5 protein-coding genes are annotated in these 4,868 nt (G+C 73.5%); 2 read left to right on the top strand and 3 right to left on the bottom strand.

Going from position 1 to position 4,868, the window contains the following annotated elements; genetic code table 11:
- The 3 genes from NCC78_RS27545 to NCC78_RS27535 all read right to left on the bottom strand — a co-directional run.
- Window positions 1–697 (bottom strand): TVP38/TMEM64 family protein (locus tag NCC78_RS27545; protein ID WP_372495218.1); only part of this gene is annotated, 697 nt, incomplete at its 3' end.
- The gene (locus tag NCC78_RS27540; RefSeq protein ID WP_250798121.1) at window positions 637–1,359 is read right to left on the bottom strand and encodes a type 1 glutamine amidotransferase; all 723 of its coding nucleotides are present in this window, start codon (window positions 1,357–1,359) and stop codon (window positions 637–639) included. The genes NCC78_RS27540 and NCC78_RS27545, both read right to left, overlap by 61 nt.
- On the bottom strand, window positions 1,349–2,596 hold the full coding sequence (locus tag NCC78_RS27535) for a Mur ligase family protein (protein ID WP_250798127.1): 1,248 nt from the start codon (window positions 2,594–2,596) through the stop codon (window positions 1,349–1,351). The genes NCC78_RS27540 and NCC78_RS27535 overlap by 11 nt, the downstream gene beginning before the upstream one ends.
- 355 nt (window positions 2,597–2,951) lie before the next feature.
- On the opposite strand from NCC78_RS27535, the gene mraZ reads away from it, so the two are divergent.
- A complete protein-coding gene (gene mraZ, locus NCC78_RS27530) occupies window positions 2,952–3,383 on the top strand; it encodes a division/cell wall cluster transcriptional repressor MraZ (protein ID WP_250798119.1) in 432 nt (143 codons plus the stop codon).
- Between the two features lie 204 nt (window positions 3,384–3,587).
- The gene (gene rsmH, locus NCC78_RS27525) at window positions 3,588–4,703 is read left to right on the top strand and encodes a 16S rRNA (cytosine(1402)-N(4))-methyltransferase RsmH (RefSeq protein WP_250798125.1); all 1,116 of its coding nucleotides are present in this window, start codon (window positions 3,588–3,590) and stop codon (window positions 4,701–4,703) included.
- Window positions 4,704–4,868 lie beyond the last annotated feature (165 nt).

Here is a 4,868-nt window from a genome sequence, read left to right as displayed (position 1 = left end):
GCCGGACCAGCACCACGCTGGCGATCAGGCCCAGCGCGGCGGGGGCGGCGGCGAACCAGTTGATCTCGCCCGGCGAGGTGACCGCGGCGCCCACCGCGGCGTAGCCGAAGGCGGTGGGGGCGGAGGCGATGACGCTGCCGGCGAGGAACGGCAGCACCCGGGCACCGGTGGTCCCGTAGCCGTAGCTGACGAGGCCGAAGCCGGCGATGGGCAGCAGCCGTACGGTGATCACCCCGAGCACGCTCTGCCGGGCGAACCAGCCGTCGAGCCGGGCCAACCGGCCCCGGACCCGTTCCGCGACGAACTCCCGCCCGAGCAGCCGGCCGACCGCGAAGCCGAGCGCCGCCGCCAGCAGCGCGGCGCCGAGGGCGTACGCGGCGCCCTCCAGCGGGCCGAAGAGCGCCCCCGAGGCGAGGGTGACGAAGGTCCGGGGGACCAGCGCCACCAGCAGCAGCGCCCCGCCGACGATCGCCGCCACCGGGGCGAGATCGCCCAGCCCGTCGGCGAGCCCCGGCAGCTCGTCGGCGTCGGGCAGGGGCACCACGAGCAGCGCCACAGCGAACGCGGCGAGCAGGAGCAGCAGCAGCGCGAACCGGACGGCCGACGGCTGCCGCATCAGCCGCCGGACGGCGGGGATCATGCCCGGGCGGCGGCCGCCACCGCGGCCCGGCGTTCGCCGCGGAGCCGATCGGACCAGGTGTCGTCCAGCGGCTGGAGCTGGTGCACGCCGGTGGCCCAGCGCAGCAGCAGGTCGGCCAGGGCCGGGTTGCGGGCCAGGGCCGGGCCGTGCGAGTACGTGCCGAGCAGCTTGCCCCGCCACGCGCCCTCGGTGGCCCCGTCGTTGCCGACCCCGGTGGTGACCCGGGCCAGCGGGGAGACCCCGGGGCCCAGGTGGGTACGCCCGCCGTGGTTCTCGAAACCGGACAACGCCGGCACGCCCAGCCGCGGGTCGACGTCACCGGCCAGCTCGCCGACGGCCCGGGTCGGGCCCCGGTCGGAGGAGAAGTCGAGCAGCTCCAGCCCGGCGCAGCGGGTGCCCTTGGCGAAGAAGGAGGTGCCGAGGAGCTGGTAGCCGGCGCAGACGCCGAACACCACCGACCCCTGGGCGACCGCGCGGTGCAGGCCGCCGTCGGCGAGCAGCCGCTGCGCGCCGAGCGCCTGCGGGCCGTCCTCGCCGCCGCCGATCAGGTAGATGTCGGCGGTGGCCGGCAGGCGCTGGTCGGAGCGGACCTCCATGACCTCGACCGGCATCCCGCGCTGGCGCGCCCGGCGGGCGAGGATCAGCATGTTGCCCCGGTCGCCGTAGGTGGAGAGCAGGTCGGGGTAGATCCAGACGATACGCAGACTCTCAGTTGACACGGTCCAACTCCGCTCGGATGTCCTGGAACGCGGTGTAGTTCGCGATGACCTCCAGGCGCCCCGGAGGCGCCGTCCGGACGGCCTCGTCGAACGTCCGCACGTGCTGGAACGGCACGTCGTTGACCTCGAGCCGAACCGCGAGGTCGTACGCGCGGTCACCGGTGATCAGCACCTGCCGGCCGCGCAGCGGGGCGAAGTCGACGTCGAAGAGCCAGGAGGTGTCCAGCCCGTCGGGGTCGCGGGCGTTGATGGAGAGCAGCGTCGGGGCCTGGTCGGCCATGTCGAACGCCTCCAGCCAGCTGGCCGGGTTCTTGGCCAGCAGCAGCCGGATGTTGCGCCCGTCCCGGTCGACCTGCGCGTAGCGGCCGGCGACCGAGGTGACCGAGCCGAGCTGCAGCACCGCGTCGACCGGCCGGACGCCGAACTCGGCGGCGACGGCCAGCGCGGTCGCGGCGTTGCCGACGTTGACCTTGCCGGGGAGCTGGAGCTTGACCTTGTGCCAGGCGCCGGTCGGATCGACCACGCCGTCGTCCTCCACCGTCCACTGCGGCTCGGGCCGGCGCAGCGGGCAGCCGCTGCACCACCACTGCTCGCCGGAGCGCTGGATGGTCGAGCCGCACTCCGGGCAGACCCAGGAGTCGTCGTGCCAGCGCTGCCCGGCGCTGAACCAGGTGACGTGCGGCGGGGCGATGCGGTGGTCGTGGTTGGGCGGCGGGGTCGCGGCCCACACCACCATCGGGTCGTCGGCGTTGGCGACGATGCGGACGTTGGTGTGCCGCACCAGCGCGGCGCGCCAGAGCTGCGCCATCATGGCGACCTCCTTGGCCCGGTCGAGCTGGTCACGGGAGAGGTTGAGCAGCGCGACCACGTGCGGCTCGGTGGCCTCCAGCACCTGGGCGAGGTAGTGCTCGTCCACCTCCAGCACCGCGTACGGCGTGCTGCCGGCCTTGGCCAGCGCGGAGGTGTGCCCGGTCGGCATGTTGGCGCCGAAGGAGTTGGTGGCCACCCGGCCGAGCACCCCCACCGCCGCGGCGGCGAGCCGGGTGGTGGTGGTCTTGCCGTTGGTGCCCGAGACCAGGGCGATGGCCCGTCCGGCCGAGAGATGCGCCAGCAGGTCGGGATCGATCTTCAGGCCGATCCAGCCGCCGATCACCGAGCCGTCGCCACGGCCCGCGGCCCGCGACAGCGCCGCGGCCGTCCGGGACACGGAGCTGGCCACCTTCGCCCGCAGGGGCATCTTCGCGTCGGTCACGGCAGCGAGGTTACCGGACCGCCGGGCCCGCCAGATCGCCGCCGACGGCGAACCGTTCGGCCGGGACGCCCGGGCGGGCCGTACGGAGCGGGATGGGCCGGACGGAGTCGATCTATGTCGGAAAGCGGACGCGCGCCGGGGGCGCTTCCGCCCTCCACTCCGCTCCACCCCGATTGACGTGCTCTTTTGCGGGCGGACAGGGCGCGCCACGCGGGCGATTCTGGTTGCAGGTGGAGGGAAGTGGAGTAGAGTGGGGCCCAATGGTGAGGCCGGGAGGGCCCACCGGCCCGGGGGGTCAGCGGCGCCGCGAACGCCGCTCAAGGGCGAGGGGGTTGGGCCGATGTTCCTCGGCACCCACACCCCACGCCTGGACGACAAAGGCCGGTTGATCCTTCCGGCGAAGTTCCGGGACGAGTTGGCGGGGGGTGTCGTGATCACCAAAGGGCAGGAGCGCTGCCTCTACGTCTTCCCGACGCCGGAGTTCCAGCGGATCGCGGAGCAGTTGCGCGCGCAGCCGATGACGCACAAGGCGGCCCGGGCCTACAGCCGGGTCTTCTTCGCCAGCGCCCACGACGAGGTGCCCGACAAGCAGGGCCGGGTGACCATCCCGGCGCACCTGCGGACGTACGCCGCCCTCGACCGTGACCTGGTGGTGATCGGCGCGAGCACCCGGGTGGAGATCTGGGACAAGGTCGCCTGGGAGACCTACCTCGCCGAGAGCGAAGACGACTTCGCCGACATCTCGGAGGGGGTGCTGCCCGGCGGTCTGTAGGGCGTGACGGCGCCCGACGTACTGCGAGATCTCCAGCCGCTTTCGAGTTCCTGGCACCCCTTCCCCGGTGCCAGGCGCACGATCCGATGGGGGGCCGCGGCCTCCGGCGGGCGGGAGCGGATGGGGATCTGGCGGTACGACGGCACGGCGTCGTCCGACGACAGGCGCGAGACGGAAACAGGGTTTCAACCAGTGGGGGTCGACATGGGGGAGCTACGCGGCACGCACGTGCCGGTGCTGCTCGAGCGGTGTCTCGAGTTGCTGGCCCCCGCGCTGGGCCGGGGCGGGCGGACGGTCCACGTCGATGCGACGCTGGGTCTGGCCGGGCATGCCGAGGCGGTGCTGCGGGCGCATCCGGAGACGGTGCTGATCGGGCTGGACCGGGACACCGAGGCGCTCGCCCACGCGCGCGCCCGGCTGGCTCCGTTCGCCGACCGCACCCATCTGGTGCACGCCGTCTACGACGAGCTTCCCGAGGTGCTCGACCGACTGGGCTACCCGGCGATCGACGGGATCCTGTTCGACCTGGGGGTCTCGTCCCTGCAACTCGACGCGCCCGACCGCGGGTTCGCATACGCGCAGGACGCTCCGCTGGACATGCGGATGGACCAGACCCGGGGGGTGACCGCCGAGGAGGTGGTCAACACCTACTCGCACCCGGACCTGGCCCGGGTGCTGCGGGTCTACGGCGAGGAGAAGTTCGCCGGCCGGATCGCCTCGGCGATCATCCGGGAGCGGGAACGCGTCCGGATCACCTCGTCGGCGCGGTTGGCGGAACTGGTCCGCGACTCCATTCCGGCACCAGCCAGACGAACCGGGGGACACCCGGCAAAGAGAACGTTTCAGGCTTTACGGATCGAGGTAAACAAGGAGCTGGCAGCGCTGGAGACGGCGCTGCCGGCCGCGCTCGACAAGCTCACCGTGGGCGGCCGCATGGTGGTCCTGTCCTACCACTCGCTGGAGGACCGGCTCACCAAGCTGGCGCTCGCCGACCGGGTCCGCAGCAAGGGCCCGGTCGACCTCCCGGTCGAACTGCCCGGGTCCGGTCCGACGTTCCGGCTGCTCAGCCGGGGCGCCGAACTGGCCGGGGAGGGGGAGGTCGCCGCGAACCCGCGGGCCGCCTCGGTGCGGCTGCGGGCCGCGGAGCGGCTCGACCCGGACGCGGAGCAGCAACGGGGTACCGACCGCGAACGGTACCGCCGACGGGTCAAGGCGATGCATCAACCGGGGGCGGTGTCGGGGGGGTCTGGTAAAGATCCACAGCCGACATCGGGGGACGGGACAGGGACGGACGTGGAGGGGGAGGGACATGACTATTGACAAGCGCGATCGCCGGGACGTCACCGGCGGCGGGCAGCGCACACCGCGGTCGGGGGGCCGGACCGCGGCGGAGCGGGCCACGCGCATCGGGACCGGCACGCCGCGGGCGGACCGGGTGAGCCGACTGGAGGAGACTCGCGCCCGGGGGGCGCGCGAGTACCCGAC

The organism is Micromonospora phytophila (genome assembly GCF_023656545.1).
GTDB classification, from domain to species: Bacteria; Actinomycetota; Actinomycetes; order Mycobacteriales; family Micromonosporaceae; genus Micromonospora; species Micromonospora phytophila.
This window is presented reverse-complemented; position numbering and strand designations above follow the sequence as displayed.